Annotated in this window: 20 protein-coding genes; 8 read left to right on the plus strand and 12 right to left on the minus strand. The window is 39.2% G+C overall.

Going from position 1 to position 21625, the window contains the following annotated elements:
- The first annotated feature begins 258 nt into the window (after positions 1-258).
- Positions 259-612 carry a XisI protein gene (locus H6G75_RS30655; protein ID WP_190983662.1) on the plus strand — a complete coding sequence of 118 codons (354 nt, stop codon included), beginning with the start codon at positions 259-261 and terminating at the stop codon, positions 610-612.
- 60 nt (positions 613-672) lie between these two features.
- Here the strand turns inward: H6G75_RS30655 and H6G75_RS30660 are convergent, their stop codons facing one another.
- Together H6G75_RS30660 and H6G75_RS30665 are read right to left on the minus strand one after the other, a co-directional pair.
- Positions 673-2094: an ATP-binding protein gene (locus tag H6G75_RS30660; protein WP_190983663.1), complete on the minus strand. Its 1422-nt coding sequence runs from the start codon at positions 2092-2094 to the stop codon at positions 673-675.
- Between the two features lie 4 nt (positions 2095-2098).
- Complete coding sequence (locus H6G75_RS30665) at positions 2099-2467, minus strand: response regulator transcription factor (protein ID WP_190983664.1); 369 nt, start codon at positions 2465-2467, stop codon at positions 2099-2101.
- A 193-nt stretch (positions 2468-2660) separates the two neighbouring features.
- Here H6G75_RS30665 and H6G75_RS30670 point away from each other — a divergent pair, with 193 nt between their 5' ends.
- Together H6G75_RS30670 and H6G75_RS30675 are read left to right on the plus strand one after the other, a co-directional pair.
- On the plus strand, positions 2661-4094 hold the full coding sequence (locus H6G75_RS30670; RefSeq protein ID WP_190983665.1) for a carotenoid oxygenase family protein: 1434 nt from the start codon (positions 2661-2663) through the stop codon (positions 4092-4094).
- Positions 4095-4504: 410 nt separating this feature from the next.
- The gene (locus tag H6G75_RS30675; RefSeq protein WP_190983666.1) at positions 4505-4729 is read left to right on the plus strand and encodes a hypothetical protein; all 225 of its coding nucleotides are present in this window, start codon (positions 4505-4507) and stop codon (positions 4727-4729) included.
- A 279-nt stretch (positions 4730-5008) separates the two neighbouring features.
- Here H6G75_RS30675 and H6G75_RS30680 read toward each other — a convergent pair whose 3' ends face one another.
- Complete coding sequence (locus H6G75_RS30680; protein ID WP_190983667.1) at positions 5009-5791, minus strand: ABC transporter permease; 783 nt, start codon at positions 5789-5791, stop codon at positions 5009-5011.
- Positions 5792-5990: 199 nt separating this feature from the next.
- Here H6G75_RS30680 and H6G75_RS30685 point away from each other — a divergent pair, with 199 nt between their 5' ends.
- The 3 genes from H6G75_RS30685 (at position 5991) to H6G75_RS30695 (ending at position 8989) form a co-directional block, all read left to right on the plus strand.
- Positions 5991-6593, plus strand: coding sequence for a DedA family protein (locus tag H6G75_RS30685; RefSeq protein ID WP_190983668.1), 603 nt, complete (start codon positions 5991-5993; stop codon positions 6591-6593).
- 232 nt (positions 6594-6825) lie between these two features.
- Positions 6826-7365 (plus strand): hypothetical protein, encoded by a 540-nt coding sequence (locus tag H6G75_RS30690; protein WP_190983669.1) that lies wholly within the window; start codon positions 6826-6828, stop codon positions 7363-7365.
- 646 nt (positions 7366-8011) lie between these two features.
- Entirely contained in the window at positions 8012-8989 is a 978-nt protein-coding gene (locus H6G75_RS30695; RefSeq protein WP_190983670.1) for a sucrase ferredoxin, read from the plus strand.
- A 228-nt stretch (positions 8990-9217) separates the two neighbouring features.
- On the opposite strand, the gene H6G75_RS30700 is transcribed toward H6G75_RS30695, so the two are convergent.
- On the minus strand, positions 9218-11098 hold the full coding sequence (locus H6G75_RS30700) for an ABC transporter ATP-binding protein (RefSeq protein WP_190983671.1): 1881 nt from the start codon (positions 11096-11098) through the stop codon (positions 9218-9220).
- Positions 11099-11180: 82 nt separating this feature from the next.
- Here H6G75_RS30700 and H6G75_RS30705 point away from each other — a divergent pair, with 82 nt between their 5' ends.
- Entirely contained in the window at positions 11181-11699 is a 519-nt protein-coding gene (locus H6G75_RS30705) for a GNAT family N-acetyltransferase (protein WP_190983672.1), read from the plus strand.
- Positions 11700-11814: 115 nt separating this feature from the next.
- Here H6G75_RS30705 and H6G75_RS30710 read toward each other — a convergent pair whose 3' ends face one another.
- From H6G75_RS30710 to H6G75_RS33695, 3 genes are all read right to left on the minus strand, one after another.
- Entirely contained in the window at positions 11815-12048 is a 234-nt protein-coding gene (locus tag H6G75_RS30710; protein ID WP_190983673.1) for a hypothetical protein, read from the minus strand.
- A 251-nt stretch (positions 12049-12299) separates the two neighbouring features.
- Entirely contained in the window at positions 12300-12635 is a 336-nt protein-coding gene (locus H6G75_RS30715; RefSeq protein ID WP_190671541.1) for a XisI protein, read from the minus strand.
- On the minus strand, positions 12623-12748 hold the full coding sequence (locus H6G75_RS33695; RefSeq protein WP_277884123.1) for a hypothetical protein: 126 nt from the start codon (positions 12746-12748) through the stop codon (positions 12623-12625). Before H6G75_RS33695 ends, H6G75_RS30715 begins: the two co-directional genes overlap by 13 nt.
- 117 nt (positions 12749-12865) lie before the next feature.
- Between H6G75_RS33695 and H6G75_RS30720 the strand changes: the two genes are divergently transcribed.
- On the plus strand, positions 12866-16810 hold the full coding sequence (locus H6G75_RS30720) for a CHAT domain-containing protein (RefSeq protein WP_190983674.1): 3945 nt from the start codon (positions 12866-12868) through the stop codon (positions 16808-16810).
- Between the two features lie 174 nt (positions 16811-16984).
- On the opposite strand, the gene H6G75_RS30725 is transcribed toward H6G75_RS30720, so the two are convergent.
- The 5 genes from H6G75_RS30725 to nadC form a co-directional block, all read right to left on the minus strand.
- Positions 16985-17365 carry a hypothetical protein gene (locus H6G75_RS30725; protein WP_190983675.1) on the minus strand — a complete coding sequence of 127 codons (381 nt, stop codon included), beginning with the start codon at positions 17363-17365 and terminating at the stop codon, positions 16985-16987.
- Positions 17366-17423: 58 nt separating this feature from the next.
- Positions 17424-18059 (minus strand): Uma2 family endonuclease, encoded by a 636-nt coding sequence (locus H6G75_RS30730; protein WP_190983676.1) that lies wholly within the window; start codon positions 18057-18059, stop codon positions 17424-17426.
- Between the two features lie 109 nt (positions 18060-18168).
- Entirely contained in the window at positions 18169-19521 is a 1353-nt protein-coding gene (gene gor / locus H6G75_RS30735) for a glutathione-disulfide reductase (RefSeq protein ID WP_190983677.1), read from the minus strand.
- A 94-nt stretch (positions 19522-19615) separates the two neighbouring features.
- A complete protein-coding gene (locus tag H6G75_RS30740) occupies positions 19616-20164 on the minus strand; it encodes a peroxiredoxin (protein WP_190983678.1) in 549 nt (182 codons plus the stop codon).
- A 338-nt stretch (positions 20165-20502) separates the two neighbouring features.
- Positions 20503-21369 (minus strand): carboxylating nicotinate-nucleotide diphosphorylase, encoded by an 867-nt coding sequence (gene nadC, locus H6G75_RS30745; RefSeq protein ID WP_190983679.1) that lies wholly within the window; start codon positions 21367-21369, stop codon positions 20503-20505.
- Positions 21370-21625 lie beyond the last annotated feature (256 nt).

The following is a 21625-nucleotide window of genomic DNA, read 5'->3' on the forward strand; positions in this document are numbered from 1 at the left end:
GCAGCAATTAAACGAATCTTATTTTTTTGCATTAGAGCTTGTTTCTCTATATGCCTTTGTTCTGCTAATATTACTAATGAGGTAAAATCCTCATACTTAATCCCAATCAATCGTTTTGATTCTTGTGTATGTGACTCTATTCTTTCTAAAGGACTTGTCATTTTGTTTGCGTAAATTTACTTGGATATGCTTATCCTCTCACTAAATTTCTTTTAAAGATAGGTCTATTGTAGATATCCAAAGGGAACAAATAGTACAATGGATAAACTAAATTTATATCGCCATACTGTCCAAAAAATTATTAGAAAATATTATGAATTGACCAATTCTCAACCAGTATGCAACACAAAAACTACAATTAGCGATCGCTTAATTTTAGATGAACAACGCGACCAATACCTGTGGCTACGTTGTGGTTGGGATGATAAAAAACGAGTGCAGCACATTATCTTATACCTCCAAATTCAAAACGGTAAAATCTGGGTGGAAGAAGATAATACAGACTTGGCAATTGTTGATGACTTATTGGCAGCAGGTATCCCCAAAACAGAGATTATTTTGGGCTTTCATCACCCCAGTAAAAGAGGATTAACAGAATTTGCCATTGCGTAGATACATAATTAATGCTGTCTATTGACTTATAAGCACATTCAGCTATTCCCACTCCCAAATTTACACTTGTAGAGGCAAGCTAATAGTAAAAGTTGCACCTTGATTAGCTGGACTACTAGCGGTGATACTGCCTTTGTGGGCTTCGATGATGCGTTTAGCGATCGCTAGTCCCAATCCGTTCCCATCACCTTTGCGGGAAGGATCTGTGGTGTAAAATTGCTCAAAAATTCGGGGTAAATCGCTGTTGCTAATGCCCTTACCTTGGTCTTGAATTTGGATAATGGCATTTTTGCCTTCGCTGTAACCAGAAATACACACTTGTGAATTGGGGCGTGAGTGTTTAATGGCATTATCTAATAAATTAAGAATTGCCTGTAACAATCGCTCTTGGTCGCCTTGGATTTGGATTTCAGCCACATTCACCTGCACAGTTACACCCACAGCTTGCATTCGGGGTTCTACTGCATTCACAGCACGGTTAATTAAACCCCGTAAAGAAATTGCTTGCTTTTCTAACTCCGTGACTCCAGCTTCCAAGCGTCCTAAATCTAGTAAGTCATGAATTAAGCGGGATAAACGTTTGGTTTCGTTCTCGATAGTTTGAAAAAAGCGATCGCGCAATTGCGCTTCTTCGTAAGCACCACCTTTGAGTGCATCAACTGTCACCTGCACATTACTAATAGGTGTGCGTAATTCATGGGAGACATTCGCTAAAAACACACGACGTTCTTGGTCTAAAGAAGCTAACCGTTCACTCATCCGGTTCAGTTCTGCGGCTAACTGATCTAACTCATTGTTTTGCTGGATAATCAACTTGTCGCCAAAATGACCGCTACCCAACCGAATTGCAAAATTACGCATAGTTTCAATCGGTTTTGAAAGACTACGCGCAAACCGACTGCTAATTAATGTACATAGGAATATTGTTACTGCTAAACTTCCTAAAACACTCCAAATTACCCTGACAAACTGACGCTGAAACTGCTTCAGGGTAATTGACATTCGCAATACACCAAAAAATTGATTATGACGCGCAATTGGCCTAGCAATATAAAGGCGGTCTTCGTTGGTTAACACTCCTTTGGCAACACCCTGTGCAGCATAATTTTGCAAAGCTTGCTGCATTCCCGGAACTTTATACCAATCTTTAACTTGTGCGTCTAATTTTGGGTCAGAAGTGGCAATTAATTTGCCTTGTTTATCGAATACGCGCAATGTTATGGTTTGTGGAGCGCCATAACGTTGCACTAAGATTTTTACCCGTGAAATATCCTGTTCTTCGAGCGCATCGGCAACACTTTCACCTAAAGCACTTGTCCAGTTTTCTAAATCCATTTGTCGTGTCCGCATAAAGTAAGCATGGAACGACCACAGGATATAACCAGCCATAATTGACGTACCAAAAGCTGTCAGCATTAGATATGTTGCTAACAACTTGGTATGAATTGTATTTAATTTGATTGGTGGTATCCAGCCTTTCATCAGGCTATTCCCCAGAACGACGGCGCAATACAGCTTTAATCCTTGCTAGTAATTCGCGGGTATTGAACGGCTTGGTGACATAATCATCTGCGCCGGCTTCCAATCCCCAAATTTTATCAATATCTTGATCCTTAGCTGTCAGCATCACAATAGGCACATCCGAAAATGCCCGAATTCGCCAGCAAACTTCCATACCGCTGACTTCTGGCAACATAATATCCAGCAAAATGACATCAGGTACTTGTTTATGGAACTGTTTGATTGCATTATGCCCATCCGCCGCTGTGGTTACGGTGTAGCCTTCTTTTTGCAGTGTGTAGCTGAGGCTGTCACACAGGGCTGCTTCATCATCTACAAGTAGAATATGGGCCATTTTCCATTGCTAAAGTTAATTTCTGTTCTTAGCTTGTCTAGTTAATAGTAAGTTTGCCATCCTTCTGTGGTTACAAAATCCTCCCAATTAACAGGAGAATTGAAATTTAGATGTAGCAAAATATTCGTTAAGCTTTATTAAGACAGAGAGGCAAAACTGTATTGAACTGACGTTAAGTTTTCAGTAATTTTATATGCAGACAATTGAGCAAAAATCAACTAAAAAAGCTTGGACAGCAGCAATATCTCAACCAGCAACAGAATTTCCTCTCACCCCATTACCAATTCTCTCTGGCAAAATCCCAGAAGGTTTACGTGGCACACTCTACCGCAATGGCCCAGGACGCTTAGAACGGGGCAATATTCATATAGGACACTGGTTTGACGGCGATGGGGCAATTCTCGCAGTTAATTTTAATGCTACTGGCGCTACTGGAGTTTATCGCTATGTACAAACTGCGGGTTATCAAGCCGAAACCGCCGCCGGAAAATGGCTGTATGGCAATTATGGTATGACTGCACCGGGGGCAATTTGGCATCAATGGCGCAACCCAGTGAAAAATGCTGCAAATACTTCTGTGTTGGCTTTACCAGATAAACTCTTAGCCCTTTGGGAAGGCGGACATCCCCACGCACTTGATTTAGCCACCCTCGAAACCCAAGGTTTAGATAATTTAGGCGGGTTAAAGTCAGGATTATTTTATTCTGCTCACCCAAAGGTTGATTTTACAACTCAGGAGATTTTTAATTTTGGTGTGAGTCTAGGGTTAAATGCCACACTTAATGTTTACAAAAGTAATCGAACTGGCAAAATTATTCAAAAAGCAAAGTTTCCATTAACAGGTTTGCCATTAATTCATGATTTTGTTTTAGCAGGACAGTATCTTGTGTTTTTTATTCCTGCGGTGCGGTTGAATTTGTTACCTGTAGTTTTGGGAACTAGCAGTTATAGTGATGCACTCAAATGGCGACCAAATTTAGGCACGCAAATTTTAGTTATTGACCGCGAAACTTTAACTTTGGTAAGCCAGGGAGAAACTGAACCTTGGTATCAATGGCATTTTGCTAATGGTTATGTTGATCCTAGCGGGGCGGTAGTTGTGGATTTTACTCGCTATGATGACTTTCAAACTAACCAATATCTTCAAGAAGTTGCGGCTGGAAAAACTCAGACAACTGCCAAAAATACATTTACGCGAGTTGTGCTGCAACCCCAAACTGGCAAGGTGACAAAAATTGAAACTCTATTAGACCGGACTGGTGAGTTTCCCAATGTACCCGCACAAAACGTTGGACAATTCTCGCGTTACACCTATATGAGTTTATTTCGTCAAGGTACAGATATTAGTCAAGAATTATTAAATGCGATCGCCCGCTTTGATCACAATACCCAAACCCTCACCGAAGCCAACCTGGGCGAAAATCTTTATCCTTCAGAACCCTTAGCTGTGCAAGATATTCATCACCCGCAGCAAAGTTGGGTAGTTACTGTTGTCTATGATGGTAATTCTCATACTAGCGAAGTTTGGATTTTTGATAGCGATCGCCTAGACACAGAACCAGTGTGTAAATTAGGTTTACCCAGCGTTATTCCCCACAGTTTCCACGGCACTTGGAAAGCTGCGTAAAAAGTTTTACAAGAAAATTATCTTTAAGAGCTTGCTTTTTTAATCAAGATGTGATTATCTTATACACATAGAGGTATATGTGAGAAATACAGATAAATCCTGAAAACATTGTGGACTTTGATAATCGTTAAAGTACCAAATGCAGGGAAAAACATCTCTTGTTGCTTGCTATTACTACTTTTTCGTATAACTATCAGCGACTTAGTATTAAACTGAACTGATATTCAGGAAAATATTTGACTTTGCCTGCACTGGCGCGTTATTATCAGTGCAGCAAAAACCCTAGCGGTTATTTTTGCGCTAGGGTTTTTGTATCATATTTACCTATTTACTCCTGAATACGTTGGCGACGGGATCAGGAGATAAAAGGAATTAACTTTTGAAGCAGTCTACGAACTGCCTACATTACTATGGCACAAAAAACGAATCAAGGCAATGACTCTAATAGAGAGCCAATTGTTACTGTTAACTTTGGCTTGTCTAAAACTCTGGTGAGCTTTTTTTTGGGCGTAGGTTTGACGTATAGTGGCGGCACAATGCTCATAAACAAACAAAGCCAAAACCAGTACGTATCTTGTCCAATTCAATGGTCTTTTCCATTAAATCAACTAAATCAACAACAGGCATCTAAATAGTTAACGCAGTATTTTAGTGTTTTTGCTGAATTATGGAATGATGCCAATTTAGTCTGTTAATAGAATAGCTATGACAATCTCATAAAACATTTTCATAGCTATTACTGCTCATAAATCAATGCTTTACGCATACGCTACGATTTCTTGGCGTTTTTGGCGGCTTGGCGGTTCGATAAATTAAGCTTTTTGGCTATTTTTGCATAATTTATTTGATACCATCTATACGAAACTCTTTCTTTCTCTTGTTCATGTATCAGTTTCTCTAAAAATAGTCACACTTTAACTCGAAGCACTAGTATAAAAACGCAAAGCAAACCGCCACCACTTAGTAGACAGCCACAATAACACTATTGCCAACACCAGCGCACCTATCAGCCAAGTAAATTGCACTTGACCCAGCATTGCTTCTGCTGGCACAGTCGTTAAAAAAGTTACTGGTACTACAAAAGTAAAGAAAAAGCGATAAGTTGCGGGGTAAGCAACCATTGGATATCTACCCGCCTCCAACAAACCCCGCAGCACTTCTGTGGCATTGTAAATTTTTACAAACCAGATGCTAGTAGCTCCCAGCATAAACCACAAGCTATAAAGAATTACTATCCCAAATAACAAAGGTACGGCACTTAGGAGATAATTATCAATTCCCAAGCCCAGGCGCTGGCCTGCATAGCCAATAATCAAACTACCTAAAATTAGATCCGGTAATCCCCACGGTGAAAGAGTATGAGTAGATAGCCAAAATTGACTGCGAATCGGTTTGAGGAGTACAAAATCTAAAGTCCCTACCTGCACATGACTCACAATTTTATTTAAATTCGGAGCCAAAAATGTCGCGGAAAAACCTTGTAGAATCGTAAAAATTCCCAACACAATCAAAGCTGCTTCCCATGACCAACCCGCAAAAGTATAGCCAGTACGATAAAACAAAAATAAGCTAAAAATACTTCCAACTAAATTACCCAAACTAGTAAATGCAGCAACCACAAAGTTAAGTCGATACTCCATCTCTGCCGCTAAGGAGGTAGACCAAAATAGCCTGATTAATTTCCAATATCTACTCATCTTCGTCTAACATCTCATTACACAATTAATTTAACAACTCAAGCAGCCTTTATAATCTGAATTACACATTCATTTTACTGGATGCTAATATAGTCATCCTAAATGATGTATAAACATCTCTCTCCCTTGTCTCTGTTATTCACACATCAACTAAAACTGCTATATATATAATTGCTTATTCTTGAAAAGGTGAGGATTTATGCACTTTGATTTACCAGAATTAATTAAATCTATTGGCTACTTTGGAGTCTGGGCAATAATTTTTGCTGAATCAGGATTGCTTATTGGTTTTTTTCTTCCAGGTGATAGTTTATTATTCACCGCCGGATTTGTGGCTTCTCAACATTTGCTGAATATTTGGGTTTTGATTATTGGTGCATTTATTTGTGCAGTTTTAGGCGACAACATTGGTTACACTACTGGGCATAGATTTGGCAGAAAATTATTTCAGAAAGAAGATTCTTTATTTTTTCATAAAAAACACGTCGTTAAAACGCAAAAGTTCTATCAAAAACATGGTAAAAAAACTATCGTTTTAGCCAGGTTTGTTCCCATAGTGCGGACTTTTGCCCCAATTGTCGCTGGCTTGGGTGCTATGCACTATCAAACTTTTATGTTTTATAACCTCATCGGTGGCTTTTTTTGGACTGTGGGGATGACGTTATTAGGCTTTTTCTTAGGAAAAACCTTACCTGCTGAACAAATAGATAAATATTTGTTGCCAATTATTGGAATTATTATTGTGATTTCTTTAGTCCCTTCTATTGTGCATTTAGTTCAAGAAAACCGAGCTAAAAACTAGTGAATTAGATTATTGGTATTGCGATCGCTTGAACTTTAACTAGAACTTCTGTCTCAGCATATATAAGGTGTGTTAGGCGCAAGTTGCAATGTACCAAAGGCTTTGTGTAGTATTTGTTACGCTGTTGTCAACACATCCTACGTGTGTGTATTTCAAAAATCAAATGTGATTCCTATAGAATTTCTGTCTTCAGGAGAATGAAATCGAAACCCCTGAGAGTAAAAATAAATTTATGAATGGTTTGAACATCAATCTCTATCTCTTGCTGGAAAACCTTCTGTTCTTCATAGTTTCCACATCTTTGATTGGGCTAATTAGTTGGGGATGGAAAAATGCCAAGCCATATACTTTACCTTTACCTTTTCCTTGGTGGTATAGGTGGTGGTTTTTATCGGTGCAAATACTAGGTGTACTACTACCATTGCCAATTATGCTGCTGTGGGGCGTATGGTGGAAACACGACATCGTGTTAGCTGTACTGGGCTGGTACTTTATTATCTTGGGTTTGCAAATTGTATTTGAAACTTTCACCCTGAGAAAACTACAAAATGTTGTCTGGGTAATGGTTCCCTATATCTACCTCCCCTATCGTTTTTGGCAACTGTACGAAGGTTTGACACTGTTGGGTTCTCAAACAGAATTGCTGTGGGTGCGATATTTACTGATTTTGGAACTGGTGCTGTGGATTGTCAATTACGCCATAGATGTATCCCAACTTCCTCGACTATTTCGCTGGCAAGTTAGTTCAGCATTTATAACTACAGATAGTTGAGAGAATTTATCAACTAGATTGAAAATCTTGATGATTCGCCTAAAAGCTCTTGCGTTGGGAGTGAGTCAGGCTATTGTACACTGATAAGTCAAGGTAAATGTAAGCAATAGTCTCAAAAACTTGCATTCTTCATTAGCCTCAGTTACAGTCAAAATATATTCCCTGGAGTTAAATTATCTGTCTCAAACCATAATTTGAGCAATAAAAAGTATATTTTTTTACATACCAAGATTTTTTTTACTCTTTTTTTTAAATTTTATTGAGAAATATTTGCAATATAGTTAAGTATGATGAGAAGTTTACAAGTTAGCCAATTCCAAGAACTAGTCAAAACAGCTAAAGCAGTGGTTTCAAACTGCAAGTTGTTACCTGTTCTTACCTGCCATATTGAAAATTTAATCAAAAATTTAAACTTTCTCCTGAAAAGTACAGCAGTAACTTTTTGGAATTTAGCCGACAATATTGTGGAGATTTTATTAATTAGACAGTTTTTATTGAGAAACAATGTTATAAAGTGGCAGTTTGCTTTTAAGCCGTAAATGCAAAATATTTTTGTTTATCTTGTGGAGATAGAGAAATTGTACTCATCAACACAATTTTATTTACGCCTTCATTATCTGTAAAGCCAACAAACGAGATAAGTTCGATGAATACCTTTTTTTGTTCTGACTATGCACGACAAGTAGGTGAAGATTTAATTGGTAGTGCTACCAATTACGAAACATATATTTTAGTTGAATGTCCTCCGCCTTGGAATACAGAAGCTTTTAATTCTCGGTGGGTTCCGAAAAACTTACAACTTTTGGTAGAAGAAATTACTCGTGCAAAACTACCAATTAGATTTCTGTTAATTGCTAATGATATATCCCATAAAGCAGACGAAACAACTCTGTTAATTTATCAAAAAAAGCAGGGGTTAAGTTTTGGATACTGCAAATACGAATTCCATTTACCAAATATTGAGTTAGTTGCAGGTGTTGTCAAAAAATGGTTAGCGCATAGCACTACTGATTATCAAGTATATACAGACGCAACAAGAGATATTTTAGTATGTACTCATGGTAGTCATGATAAATGCTGTGCTAGATATGGTAATCCTTTTTATTTCCATGCTGCTCATACTGTAGCTGACTTGCAATTAGATAATGTGCGCTTGTGGAAGTCTAGCCATTTTGGCGGACATCGTTTTGCACCAACAGCCATCGACTTACCAGAAGGCAGATATTATGGTGTTCTTAATCAAGAAACATTCAAATCAATATTAACCCATACTGGTGACATTCACTGCTTAGAAAAAGTTTATCGCGGATGGGGAATTTTACCAAATCAATTACAAGTTTTAGAACGAGAATTAATCTTACATCATGGCTGGGATTGGTTTAATTACAAAATCGCTGGCAAAATCTTGGAACAAAGTTTAGATAATCAGACATTTCTCGGTGAAATCAGTTGCGAAAGTCCTGATGGCTCTCTTTATACCTATCAAGCTCAACTCATTCAGGATAGTCATAAATCTGTTAAGCTCAGAAGTACTTGCAATTCTCAAAAAGAGTCAGTATTAGTTAAATATGCTATAGCTAATTTCTGGCTATCATCTACAAAAGTGGTTAGTTTTGCTCAATGAGCATTCAAGGGTTAATCCTCTACTAATGATTATATTGATTGATAAAAATTGAGTGAATAATCAAAAAAATAAGTAGCAGAGATAAATTAACCCTAACTTGAGATTGCCAGGTTTCGCCTTCGCTCAACCATCTTCTAGTCGTCTTATTGAGCGAAGTCGAAATGCCCTTGTCTACCTACTTTTCATATAGTTTAGAAATTGCTATTTCCACACTATAGAATCATGAAATTAAATTCCTAACATCTGTAAATTGTGTAAGGTTGCATACATTCCTCCTTGTTCTAACAGTTCTTCGTGGCTACCTTGTTCAATTAATTCACCCCGCTTGAGAACAAAGATGCGGTCTACGTTGCGAATTGTAGATAAGCGGTGAGCAATAATAATTGCAGTACGTCTAACTAACAGTTGATTGAGTGACTGCTGAATTAATGCTTCTGTATTCACATCTAAACTAGCTGTTGCTTCATCTAATACAAGAATTTGGGGGTTACGAATAGCAGCGCGGGCAAAAGCTAACAGTTGTTTCTGCCCACTAGAAAGATTTGTGCCGCGTTCTCGCAATTGAGTATTGTAACCTTGGGGTAATTCTTCAATAAACTGAGCAATATTAGTGTTTTGTGCAGCTAATTCAATTTCCTCGAATGTATATCTGTCTCCGAGAGTGATGTTACTTTTGACATCGCCAGCAAATAAAAAGCCTTCTTGTAAAATTACGGCCATATAGCGGCGTAAGTCTGCCTGGGGAACTTCTCGAATATCTACTCCATCAATTAAAATCCGTCCTTGGGTGGGTTCATAAAGGCGACACAATAGGCGAATAATGGAACTTTTACCTGCACCTGTAGGGCCGACTAAGGCGATTTTTTCACCAGGGCGAATTACAAAGTCTAAGTCTTTGATGACAAAATCATCGTCTTTGTAAGCAAACCAGACATGCTCAAAGCGAATTTCTCCTAATTCTGGCTCAGACTTGAAGTTTTGCGCTTCCATTTCAGCAATGATTTCGTCTATGTAACCGAAGCTATGATCAAAAACTGAGAAGCGTTGATTATTACGATCGCGGATTTCTATTGGTTCATCTAAAATATCGTTAATTCGTTCAATAGCAGTAAAGCCAGCTTGAATAACGGTAAATTTCTCCGCAAAATCTCGCAATGGGTCAAATAATCTCTGGGCATAGAGTACAAAAGCCGACAATACACCAAATGTCAGGCTTTGTTCTAAAAGCAACCAACCACCCATCCACAATACACCAGCGATCGCAACTAAGCCAATCCATTCCAAGGTGGCTGAAACTGCTGAATCATAAAATATGGTTTGATCCATTAGACCAATGTAGCGAGTGTTGACAGCGCGAAACAACTCTGCATTAATTTTTTCTCGCCGAAACAACTGCACTACATTAATCCCAACAATATTTTCTTGTAGCTGGGAATTTAACAACGATAGTTCATCCCGCGCTTTGTAATTGGCTTTGCGGTACTGTTGCTGAAAGTAAATAATTAACCAGGTAACTGGTAACAAGATTAACAGCAGCAAACAAGCAAGTTGCCACTGAATAGACAACATAATCCCAATAATCACCACCATCGAAAATATATCGGAGACTATGCCAATTGCTCCTGTGGAAAATACATCTCCCAAAATTTCTACATCACTGGTGAGTCTGGTAATTAGTTTACCAACTGGTGTACGGTCAAAAAAGCGGACTGCCAGAGATGTGACATGCTTAAACAAGTCTTGTCGAATGGCGGCTGTGATATTTTGTCCTAACTTCTGGAGTAGATAACCTTGAATACTGGTGAAGAATAATCGGGTGACAATGGCAACCAATATAAAGCCTTCCAGGATATTGATGCCTTGCCATAACGGCAGATTCCTGAGAAACTCATAAGTACTTGGCTCATTGCGAATCAGAGAAATAGCTTGTCCAATCAGCAATGGTTGTATGGCATTTGCTAAGGCGATCGGCACAAGCAAAAGTATTGCTAAAGTCAGCAACTTAATATGACGGCGAGCATAGGGAACTAAACGTAAAAATAATCGCCAGTCATTGCTATGCGATCGCTCTCTTTTGTAAGATTTTTTTCGGGGTTGGTAGATGCTCATAATGGGAGCATAGAATTAATTGGATTTTGCACTGGGAAAACACGTTTATTTAATGTAGCATCCACACCTCCGGTTTAATGATATGTCAGAAATAGAAACTCCCAGGCTGCGGTTAAGACGCTTTGTCATAGATGACTTTGATGATCTGTTCCGTATATACAATGATACAGAAGTCATGAAATACCTCTCCCCAAGAAATAAGGAACAGACACAAGCCAGCTTACACAAACATATCCAGCATTGGCAACAACATAATTTTGGGATGTGGGCAGTAATTTACAAAGATAACGGTAAACTGATTGGGCGTTGCGGGCTAGGTTTTTTAGAAAATACCCCAGAAGTGGAACTGGGTTACGTGTTTGACAAATCTTATTGGAATATGGGAATTGGGACGGAAGCCGCCACCGCAACCATAAATTATGGGTTTGCAGAAGCTAAATTAAATCGTATAGTAGCGATCGCTCATCCAGAAAACATCGCCTCACTACGTGTCATTCAAAAAGTTGGCATGAAATACGAAAAAAACGCCCGTTTCTACAATGTAGATGTGGTTTACTATGCACTCAACCAAGAAGCGTGGCAATTGAAACAAGTTAGCTAAAAATTTAATTGCGATCGCTACTCAACAGCACAAAATCAAAAATGCGTGCGATCGCTTGATACTCTCAGTCATTAGAACACAACCCCGATTGTTGAGTCGGGGTTGTAATTTCAAGTTATGCAGTAAAAATTTGCCGAATTAAAATACTCATCACTTCATCAGAGTCTTCTGCGGGTAATAATGGACTCCAATCTCCCACATTTGCATAACCAATCGCCTGCAAGTAGTGTATTGTGCTGGTGACTGCTTTGGGCGAACCAATCAACAAATGTTTAATTCGTTCTCTTTTAGAAAATGACTGCGGTGCAACAGGTTGTTGATTTTCGGGGTTTTCTCTCTCTTGTGCCATGATAGTAATCGACTCCTATTTAGGTGTTGAAAGAAAGGCGATTGCGGACTCTTCCCGGAGGGCGATCGCCTTTCTCATATCTTTATATTAAAGTATAAATTTATACTTGTCAATTGCTAAAACAAAAATATTGACAACAAAATTGTCCTTCTAATTAAGACAATTAGAGGATTTTGTCAGATTTGTACTGTGTATAATATTTTGTTGTGTACAGTACCGAAAATAAAGATGAGCGATCGCATTTAAGAAAATCAAGCGATCGCAAAATCAGTATAGTGTCTAACATCCTGTGGATAAAAAGCTAAAACAATTTTATCTTTGGGAATTCCTGCGGCTACGAGTTCATTGGCAATGCCATATTCAGTACCGTCACGCTGAATCCAAATTTTTCCATCAATAATTTCAATATGGATAATACAACCATGAACTCTTTCTTCTCCCTCCCATCCCAAAGTCATGACTATGTAATTAGTAGCTGTGCGATCAATGATCAGCTTTATTTCTAATTGACGATTAGCATAAGGTACTTTTATATATTCATTCAGAATCTTGTCAATGATTTTTTGATATTTTTCTAAGGTATCCATTGCACAATTACCTCTTGCTTTGGGTTAAACACAACTAGACGTAGACGGTTCTTTTTTAATAAAATTTTGCCGATGATTTCGGTAAAAATTTTAATATAGACTTTTTCTTTCATGAGATTCTTGCATCGTCAGAAACACATCATCTGTGATGAAATTCTGCACTTTTCTGGAATTTAGGGCGTTGGTGTTGAATTATTCTCATGATTTAGTTGCGTCTCACACCCTTACCCATGAATCCAGAGCTTCAGCAAGCTTATCTCAAGCTAATTCGCAGTCTGTTAGATTCTCCCAATGGTGAAGAACCAGAAATTTTAGCAGCAAACCAAGAATTACTTGATGCTGGCTTTGTGCAGACGGTAGAAGAAGTAGCACAGATGTGTTCCCAACACGGGGATGAGAAAACAGCGAATTGGTTGCAAAGTTTGGCAATGCAACTAAGGGAAGTATTAAATCTAGATACTAAAGTAGATTTGCAATGTCTCAATGAGGAGGAGGGACAAGCATATATCCAATTCTTGATGCAGGTACTACAAGCAACCGCAGACAGTGGGTTTGGAGTTTACCCATTGCTGGTAATGAATACAGACAAACTCGACGAGGTGTTAGCAGAAACATTGCGCTGTTGGGGGACAAATAGACTGGGGGAAGGGGACGCAGATGAGGTGCATAAACTAGCAGAAGTGATTGTCTTTTTTAGCTATCTCATAACAGAATTCTCTTTGGGTAGCAAAGCCAGCAATATGGAAATTGCGATCGCTGGCTATGAAGTCGCGCTGACATTTTACACTCAGCAAGCTTTTCCCTATGAATGGGCACAAACGCAAAATAATCTCGGACTTGCTTACCGTTACAGAATTAGAGGAGAGCAAGGACAGAATTTAGAGCAAGCAATCTCTTGTTACCAAAATAGTCTGAAAGTTTATACTTTTGACAATTTTCCCGATGAATGGGCAAGGACGCAGAATAATCTCGCTTCTGCTTACCGTAACAGAATCAGAGGGGAAAAAGCACAGAATTTAGAACAAGCGATCGCTTGTTCACAAGAAGCTCTCAAAGTCAGAACTTTTGACGCTTTTCCCTATGAATGGGCAGTTACGCAAAATATTCTTGCTGGTGCTTACCGTTACAGAATTAGAGGAGAGCAAGGACAGAATTTAGAGCTGGCAATCGCTTATTTGCAAAATGCTCTAAAGGTCATAACTTTTGATGCTTTTCCCGATGATTGGGCTGCAACACAAAATAATCTCGGTCTTGCCTACCGTGACAGAATACTAGGTGAGCGGGCTGAAAATTTAGAACTGGTGATCTCTTGTTACCAAAATGCTCTGAAAGTTTATACTTTTGATGCTTTTCCCCAACAATGGGCTGGTAAGCAAAATAATCTCGGTCTTGCTTACCATGACAGAATCAGAGGTAAGCGGGCTGAAAATTTAGAACTGGCGATCGCTTGTTTCCAAGAAGCTCTGAAAATTTATACTTTTGACGCTTTTCCTGATGATTGGGCAAGTACGCAAAATAATCTTGGTGCTGCTTACTCTGAGAGAATTAGAGGGGATATAGCAGAGAATTTAGAACTGGCGATCGCTTGTTTCCAAGAAGCTCTGAAAATTTATACTTTTGATGCTTTTCCCGATGATTGGGCAAGTACGCAAGATAATCTCGGTACTGCTTACACTCATAGAATCAGAGGTAAGCGGGCTGAAAATTTAGAACTGGCGATCGCTTATTTTCAAGAAGCTCTGAAAATTTATACTCTTGACGCTTCTCCTTATGAATGGGCAAGTACGCAATATAATCTCGGTGCTGCTTACACTCATAGAATCAGAGGTGAGCGGGCTGAAAATTTAGAACTGGCAATTACTTGTTACCAAAAAGTTCTGAAAGTTTATACTTTTGAAGCATTTCCTCTTGATTGGGCAATGACACAAAATAGTCTCGGTGTTGCTTACACTGGTAGAATCAGAGGAGAGCGGGCTGAAAATTTAGAACTGGCGATCGCTTGTTTTCAAGAAGCTCTCAAAGTTAGAACTTTAGACGCACTTCCTCTTGATTGGGCAATGACGCAAAATAATCTTGCTAATTCTTACTGTCAGAGAATTAGAGGGGAAAAAGCCGAAAATTTAGAGCAGGCGATCGCTTGTCACCAAGAAGTTCTAAAAGTCAGAAGTATTGATGATTTTCCCCAACAATGGGCAAACACGCAAAATAATCTTGGTACTGTTTACATTGAAAGAATCATAGGCAATCGCTCTGAGAATTTAGAACTGGCGATCGCTTGTTTTCAAGAAGCTCTCAAAGTTAGAACTTTTGAAGCATTTCCTGTTGATTGGGCAATGACACAAAATAGTCTTGGTGTTGCTTACTATAAGAGAATTAGAGGGGAGCAGGCTGAGAATTTACAATTGGCGATCACTTGTTGCAAAAATGCTTTGAAAGTCAGAACCTGCGAAGCCTTTCCCCAAAACTATGTAGAGACGTTATTTAACCTGGGGATGGGTTACCAAAACGCAAACCTGTTTACCTCTGCTTACAATACGTTTGAATCTGCTATTGCCACAGTAGAATCTTTACGGGAAGAAATAGTTTCTGGGGAAGAAACCAAGCGTAAGAAAGCGGAAGAATGGAACGAACTTTATCGCCGTATGGTAAAAGTTTGCACAGAATTAAATAAGATTACTCAAGCAATTGAATATGTTGAACGTAGTAAAACTCGCAATTTAGTTGAACAAATCCTCGAACGCGATTCTAAAACCATCTTCCCTCCAGAAGTATTTACTCAATTAGAAAAATACAGGGATGAAATAGCCGTAGGACAATATCAAATCCAAAATGGCAAAGCTGAAAACCCCAAAGTCCTTGCACAACATCTCAAACAGTTGCGAAACCAGCATAATGAATTGCAAAACCAATACTTACCTGTTGGTTATGGTTTCAAATTTGACTCTTTCCAAGCTACTTTGGATGAGCAAACAGCCATTATCGAGTGGTATATTCTCAACGATAAAATTCTGGCGTTTATTGTCACAAAAATAGGAGAGTTAACTGTTTGTCAATCCCAACCAGAAGACCTAGAGGCTTTGGTAAATTGGGTAAATCAATATTTACAGAACTACGACGAGCAAAAAGACCAATGGCTGAATAAATTAGGGGAAGAACTTAAACAATTAGCCTCCATTCTGCACATTGATGAAATATTAAAGCAGATACCAAAGCACTGCGCTCAAATCATCCTGATTCCCCATACCGCCTTGCACTTATTCCCCCTTCATGCACTCCCAGTAAATCAAAAATCTGAAAATTCGTCTTGTCTTCTGGATTTATTTGCTGGTGGTGTGAGCTATGCACCTAGCTGTCAACTACTGCAACAGGTACAACAGCGCAAACGTCCTGATTTTCAATCTCTATTTGCAATTCAAAACCCCACAGAAGACCTAAATTACACTGATTTAGAAGTACAAGTTATTCAAAGCTACTTTAATACTGCCAACGTCCTGAAAAAATCGGATGCAACACTCACAGCAATTAATAATTCTGAATTAAATACTTACCACTGCGCTCACTTTAGTTGTCACGGCTATTTTAATTTAACAAACTCCAGTAAATCAGCCCTAATTTTAGCAAATGCACCCGCCGCAGACATCCCAACAAAACCTGACTCCGAACGTTATCTAAATTTACGGGCAGGAGAAACCCATGATTTAGAAAAATGTCTTACCCTAGATAAAATCTTCGCTCTCAAATTAGAAAATTGTCGCCTCGTCACCCTTTCCGCTTGCGAAACTGGATTAATTGATTTTGAAAATACCAGCGATGAATATATTGGTTTACCTAGCGGTTTTCTGTTAGCAGGTAGTAAAGCTGTAGTCAGTAGTTTATGGACTGTTAGCGATTTATCTACAGCATTTTTGATGATGAAATTTTATGAAAATCTGCAAACCCTAAATAGTGTCTCCCTTGCACTCAATCAAGCGCAGCAATGGTTGAGAAATTTAACAACAGAGGAATTTGAAGCACTATTGGTTAAATACGATTCACCCATTGAAGAAATTTTTGCTCAACTCCCAGAAGAAAAGCGTTTAGTTGCAAGAGCAATATTAAGAAGAATGTGCAGGCGTAAACCCCATCCTTTTGCAGTACCATTTTACTGGGCAGGATTTACAGCTACAGGGCTTTAACAGTGAACAGTAAACTGTTAGGGACTTGTGTAAACCGAGTTTAGACTTCGCTCAACTCTCGACCCTTGAGGGTTGAGCGAAGCGATGCACTGAGCTTGTCGAAGTGTCGAAACCCGTCTGGTTGCAACCTTATTAACCCCCAGATCCCTTAACAGAATCAACTGATAACTGAATTTAAGGTTCAGGTTTGACAGTTTCACAAAACTGCTTTTTCCCAATTTTGGCAACATAAATAACTACGGGAGTTGCCAAGGCTATAGGAATATTACCACTTGCTGCGAGGGTGGCGATCGCCGCAGTCAAGACCCCCGTCATTAATTCGTCAAATTCTTCTTGACAAATAATATTGCTGAGTTTTTCGGCTAATTTTTCTAAAAAATTAGAATCCCCTCTCAAGCTAACTTCTGCATCCGTTGTCTCAACAGCAATTAACTGTGTAGCTGCTTCCAAATTTCCCTTACAATCTTCTATTGCATCCAAAGCGGCTAAAGCCTCTGGACTATCTACCAACTGGCTGCGAAACTGAGCAATTTCCTCTGGTGCAAGGGTAATCATTTAATAGTTTGAACAATAAATAAAGACACGAAATACTCAGCAATTATACATTGAATGCCTAATCTGAAGATACCGAGTCAAAAACCTCCTGCGCTGTTAATTTCAACTCCGGGAAAGTCGGCGATATAATACGGTTTGTTCCTCTAAACGGAGTCATCTGATATTCTCCGTCAATTAACTCGCACACAAAAATGGTAGGTTGTTTGGGATTACCAATAAATTTGCGCCCGCCCAGTGCAGCATAATCAACAATCCAATATTCTGGGATACCCATACCTTCATAGTCACGAAGTTTATCGTAGTAATCATCCTGCCAATTGGTTGAAACTACTTCAACTATTAGTTTTACCGAAGTCGCGTTTTGAATAACAGATTCTTTTTTCCAGCGTGTCTCAGTATCGATAGTTTCTTGATTTAACACAATAATGTCCGGTTCATATCCAGACTTGTCGCGGTGCGGCTTGATAATAGATTCTTTAGGAATAGTCCAAATGCTGCGCTTACCCATCTCTCTAATTGTGAGGAGTAATTCTTCAATCAAAAAACCAGCTAAATCAGAATGTTCGCCTGTAGGTTTAGGCATTTCGACAATCAACCCATCATGCAATTCGTAACGAACTTCTGATTTTTCGGGATACCATTCGATAAACTCATCAAAGGTGTATAACTTTGGTTCAGCTTGGGTTTGGGTCATCAGTTAACACCTCCAAATAGTACTTGACCCTTAACTTGCCCAAAATCACACTGAATTGAGCAAGCTTGATAGCTATTACAGCCAAACACTTGCTCAACCTCAGAGATTTTTAACGCATAGTCACGAATTCTTCAGCCGAAGTTGGATGAATACCGACAGTTGCATCAAAATCTGCTTTGGTAGCACCCATCTTAACAGCGATCGCTACTCCTTGAATAATCTCAGCCGCACTATTCCCCACCATGTGCGCCCCTACGACCTTATCAGTATTCTGATCAACGATCAGTTTCATCAAGGTTTTTTCATCTTTACCTGTCAGAGTGTAATACATTGGGCGAAAGCGCGATCGGTAAATTTTCACCGCATCCCCGTATTTTTCTCTCGCTTCCGCTTCCGTTAAACCAACAGTTGCAGCTTCCGGTGTAGTAAAAATGGCTGTCGGCACATTAGCATAACTCATAATTCGAGATTTACCACCAAACACCGTATCTGCCAACGCTCGACCTTCATTAATCGCCACAGGAGTCAAATTAATTTTATTTGTACAATCTCCCACCGCATAGATATTTTCTTCATGGGTGCGACTGTACTCATCTACAATAATTGCCCCATCTCGATGCTGAACTGTGGTATTTTCTAAACCAAGATGTTGGGTATTAGGTTTGCGACCAACAGCCGCTAAACTCACAGCATCAGCAACTACTGTTTCTTCACTATCTCCACTACCTTTGACTGTAACCTTTACACCTTCTGCACTTTTATCAATAGCAATTAGTTCAATATTATTCAGAATCCGAATACCGTGGTTAATCATCGACTGCTGAATTTCGCTGCGGATATCTTCATCGAAGCCACGCAAAATCTTATCTCCACGAATCACCTGTGTAACTTCACTACCTAATCCCTTTAAAATACAGGCAAATTCGCAACCAATATAACCTCCACCTAAAATTACAATGCGCTTTGGTTGTTCTTTCAGGTGAAAAATATCATCAGAAGTAATCGCGTGTTCAATTCCCAAAATATTTGGTCTAACAGGCTTTCCACCCACAGCAATTAGTACTTTATCTGCGGTGACTTGGCGTTCCCCAACAATAATAGTATGGGGGTCAACAAATTTACCATATCCCTGCAACACCTCAACTTTGGAATTATCCAACATTCTTTGGTAAATTCCATTCAGGCGGTTCACTTCATTGTTCACCACCGTAATCATCTTTTCCCAATCTAAATTACTCTCAACAGGACTCCAACCATACCCTTGAGATTCTGCAAATACATCAGGAAAATGAGAAGCATAAACCATCAATTTTTTGGGAACACAGCCACGATTAACGCAGGTTCCACCTAGTCTGTCAAACTCGGCAATTCCCACTTTAGCGCCATATTCTGCCGCTCTTCTAGCAGTGGCAATTCCTCCAGAACCTGCACCAATTACGAATAAATCAAAATCGTAACTCATGTCTCCCCCATGAATAATTACTAATGCGTAATTCGTAATCGTTCATTTAATTGCAAGTTACGAATTACGCATTATCAACTACAAATTATTGTATTTAAGCAGTTACAGGTGTCTTGGCTTCCTTGAGGTAAGCCAGCATTGTATCTGCATCTGAAACTTCAAAAGGATCGATAGGACAGTTATCTAAAAACCCTGGTTCAATGAAAATCTTTTCAATTTTGCCATCATCAACCACCATTGAGTAACGCCAAGAACGCATTCCAAAACCCAGGTTAGACTTATCTACTAACATACCCATTTTGCGAGTAAACTCGCCATTACCATCAGGAAGTAAAAATACTTTATTTGCGCCTTGTTGTTTACCCCATTGGAACATGACAAAGGCATCATTTACAGATATACAAATTATTTGATCAATGCCTAAAGCTTTGAATTCATCATATAGTTCTTCATAGCGTGGCAGATGGGAAGTAGAACAAGTAGGAGTAAAAGCTCCAGGTAAAGAGAAGACTACAACACGCTTGCCACCAAAAATATCTTGAGTAGTACGGTCTTGCCAACGGTAAGGATTAGGCCCAGGTACAGACTCATCACGCACACGGGTTTTAAATAAAACGTCAGGAACTCTGTCGATCACAGCCATATTTACCTCTTCAGCAGTTTATGTATGGGCGGTTAATTAAATTCTGCTATGTAAGTCAGAATAATTCTGATTTAAGAAATATGCAATAGTCATAAATACTTAAAAATCATAAGTTTCCAAGCACACTTTCCCGTGATTCAATACAGATGCTTGAAACTTAAGTCAAGACAATAAAAACCAAAACAAGCCGTCCAGAGTTTTTCACCCAAATGAGGTACATTCGTCTAGTCCCTAGCCTCTATCAACTTGTACTGGAATCAACCGAAAAACGCTGAAATAACAGGACTTATGCCAGTATCACACCTCAACTATTACTGGTAATACTCACACAAATCCTGTTATCCAACTATCTTCATACTCAAATCCAACCACTTTGACTGAGTAATCGGCGCACTACTAGAGATGTAATCAACACCCGTCGCCGCTAAATCAGCAATACTCTCTAAAGTGACATTTCCCGAAGCTTCAATTTTTACAAGACTATTGTGTTGACGAATCAGAGACACAGCTTCACGCACCATATCCAGACCCATATTGTCCAACATAATAATGTCGGCTTTATACTCTAATGCTTCTTTTACCTGCGCTATAGTTTCAGTTTCCACTTCAATCGTCAACGGATAAGGTATTTGAGAACGAATTCGGGTAATGGCTTCTCCAATCCCACCAGCCGCAGCAATATGATTGTCCTTAATCATCACCGCATCATCCAACCCCATACGGTGATTGATGGCACCTCCCACAGCAGTTGCGTACTTTTCTAAGATTCTTAAGCCTGGTGTGGTTTTGCGTGTATCCACAAACTGAGTGGGGAAATCAGCTATTTTCTCTACATATTTATGAGTTAACGTAGCAATTCCACTCAAACGCATAGCTAAGTTAAGTGCTACCCGCTCCCCCATGAGTAGTGCATCTAATGAACCATGAATTTCAGCTATTACTTGACCAGGTTCGCAAGATTCACCCTCAATAACAATATTAGTAAAGCTAGTTTTTTCATTTAAAAGCTGAAATACCCTGGCTGCAACTGGTAGTCCTGCAATAATTCCTGGTGCTTTCGCCAGCCATTTTGCTGTTCCTAGTGTCGAATTTGGATTCAGTAGGGGATTGGTTGTGCGATCGCCCCGACCAATATCTTCCAACAACCAGCCACGCAATAGCGGATCTAACACTAACCAAGGCGGTAAAACACCAACTTTATTCACGACTGTACTATTTCTCGAATCACTTTCAGAAATACTATACCCTAAAACCTATATCTCATAAGCTTTTTAGCAATATCACAAAAAAATTCCGAAAAACTTTTAGAGAAGAGGTTGACACGAAGCGGTAGGTTAGATATATTGGATAAGTGCCTGAGAGAGGGGGCGCTGCAAAGCGAAGCTCGCTCGAAGGGAACCGAACCATGAAAAGATTATAGTTTGAAAGCAATAATAGCACAAGTAGCCTGCGTCAAGTAAA

The sequence above is a fragment of the Nostoc sp. FACHB-280 genome (genome assembly GCF_014697615.1).
Taxonomy (GTDB): domain Bacteria; phylum Cyanobacteriota; class Cyanobacteriia; order Cyanobacteriales; family Nostocaceae; genus Nostoc_B.